The organism is Citrobacter sp. A316 (assembly GCF_002042945.1).
Lineage (GTDB): Bacteria > Pseudomonadota > Gammaproteobacteria > Enterobacterales > Enterobacteriaceae > Citrobacter > Citrobacter portucalensis.
In genome coordinates, this window is record NZ_MVFZ01000044.1 from 1 (window position 1) to 2,259 (window position 2,259).

General features: G+C 48.4%; 4 protein-coding genes. 3 read left to right on the plus strand and 1 reads right to left on the minus strand.

What is annotated here, in order from left to right:
• The 3 genes from BZK41_RS27445 to BZK41_RS26740 all read left to right on the plus strand — a co-directional run.
• Positions 1–218, plus strand: a 218-nt coding sequence (locus BZK41_RS27445; protein WP_216350693.1) for a hypothetical protein, incomplete at its 5' end; no start/stop codon positions are given.
• Between the two features lie 139 nt (positions 219–357).
• Positions 358–615, plus strand: coding sequence for a YjhX family toxin (locus tag BZK41_RS26735; RefSeq protein WP_003021255.1), 258 nt, complete (start codon positions 358–360; stop codon positions 613–615).
• Positions 616–625: 10 nt separating this feature from the next.
• Entirely contained in the window at positions 626–1,372 is a 747-nt protein-coding gene (locus tag BZK41_RS26740) for a class I SAM-dependent methyltransferase (protein WP_079940178.1), read from the plus strand.
• Positions 1,373–1,428: 56 nt separating this feature from the next.
• On the opposite strand, the gene BZK41_RS26745 is transcribed toward BZK41_RS26740, so the two are convergent.
• Positions 1,429–1,992: a DJ-1/PfpI family protein gene (locus BZK41_RS26745; RefSeq protein ID WP_079940179.1), complete on the minus strand. Its 564-nt coding sequence runs from the start codon at positions 1,990–1,992 to the stop codon at positions 1,429–1,431.
• Positions 1,993–2,259: the final 267 nt, after the last annotated feature.

Genomic DNA, 2,259 nt, shown 5'->3' on the forward strand with positions numbered 1-2,259 from the left:
GCTGGGTGGCAGCCGGTAGTGCTATTGACGTTAGTAAAATATTAAATTGTTTTGATATATCAATATTTTTTCACATAACGAGAATTAAAAATTCATTTAATAAAAAAATACACTTTCCCATTACAGATCACATTTCGTCTACAGGGGGATTTCCCCTGCTGTTTCTTGCTGGTATGATTCAGCAGGTAAATACCTATCAACTCAACCCGAGGCTTTGATGCTGGAGAATGTAATCATCTGATAATCAGCTTCCCGACCTTTTTCAGGCCGGACTGGTTATCAATGCGCCGAAATCGAATGCGGACACCGCTGTGTGTTTGCACGTTTTGCACATGATGATTAAACAGGTTTTCCAGTATGAATTTATCCCGTCAGGAACAACGTACCTTACACGTTCTCGCCAAAGGTGGCCGTATTGCTCACGTCCGCGATGCATCTGGTCGTGTCACTTCCGTCGAATGCTATAGCCGCGAAGGGCTGCTGCTCTGCGACTGCACGCTCGACGTATTCAAAAAGCTCAGAACGAAAAAACTGATCAAATCCGTCAATGGTCAGCCCTACCGCATCAATACCACTGGGCTAAACAACGTTCGCGCCCAACTGGATAATCGCTAAGGAGAGAGAGATGGATATCCCGAAGATTTTTACAATCAGCGAAAGCGCACATCGCATTCATAATCCATTCACCGCACAGAAATATGCAACGTTAGGTCAGGTTTTACGCATGACCCCAGGAATCCGCATCCTGGATCTCGGCAGCGGCTCTGGCGAGATGTTGTGCACCTGGGCACGCGATCATGGAATTTCCGGTGTTGGTATCGATATGAGCCAGTTATTCAGTGAGCAAGCCACCCTGCGGGCAGGTGAATTGGACGTCACTGAGCACGTGCGTTTTATTCATGCCGATGCAACAGGTTATATCGCCGCAGAAAAATTCGATATTGCCGCCTGCGTTGGTGCAACCTGGATTGCCGGAGGCGTGGCCGGAACGGTCAAACAGCTGGAACAAAGTCTCAAACCAGGCGGGATCCTACTCATCGGCGAACCGTACTGGCGTCAGATGCCCGCAACGGAGGAGATCGCTAAGGCTTGCGGCGCGACTTCAGTGACTGATTTTCTTTCTCTGCCAGAACTCGTTTCATCTTTCGACCAGCTCGGTTATGACGTGGTTGAAATGGTACTGGCTGACCAGGAAGGTTGGGACAGATATGAGGCGGCAAAATGGTTGACGATGCGCCGGTGGCTGGAGGCAAATCCGGACGATGAGTTTGCCCCGGAAGTCAGAGAGCAACTGAGAAGTTCACCAGCACACCACGTTACCTTCACCCGTGAATATTTTGGCTGGGGCGTGTTCGCACTCATGCAGAGGTAATATGTACTGTCGGTATAGCCAGACAGGTTATACCGACTTTTTCATCACGTCGTCGCTTACTTCATTAATACTTCAACAAATTTAGCTAACCATTGCGGATGCGCGGGCCATGCTGGTGCCGTCACCAGATTGCCATCAACGTGGGCCTGATCAATGCCAATATCGGCATAATGTCCACCGCTCAGACGAACTTCAGGCGCACAGGCCGGATAGGCGCTACAGGTCCGATTTTCTAACACCCCCGCCGCCGCTAACAGTTGGGGCCCATGACAAACCGCGGCGATAGGCTTACCGGCAGTATTGAAATCTTGCACCAGCTTAATAACATCCGGATTCAACCGGAGATATTCCGGAGCACGCCCGCCGGGTATCAACAGTGCGTCGTAATCGGCGGCCCGCGCCTCGGCAAAATTCGCATTCAACGTAAAACGATGCCCCGGCTTTTCACTGTATGTCTGTGCCCCATCAAAATCGTGAATGGCAGTTTGAACGTAGTCACCCTGATTTTTATCCGGACAGACGGCATCCACACGATGCCCTAGCATTTGCAAAGCCTGAAAAGGCACCATCGTTTCATAATCTTCGACATAATCTCCGACCAGCATCAGTATCTTCTTCATTCACATCCCCCACTCACGGTTATTAATGATGAGAAATAACGGCCATCTTTACTATAGTCCACGCGGTTCATGGCATTAATAAATACAACAGAACAATCGGCCAGATCACAATCCGCGGCAAGGCCGCGTCAGGCAAGGCTTCAGAGCCAACGGTGCGACATATGTTCATACTGATAAATATAAATTATATATAAATATATAGTTGAGAAATTTTAATAGTAGTCAATTTCACTCATCATATAAAACTAAGAGATTGCAACATATATC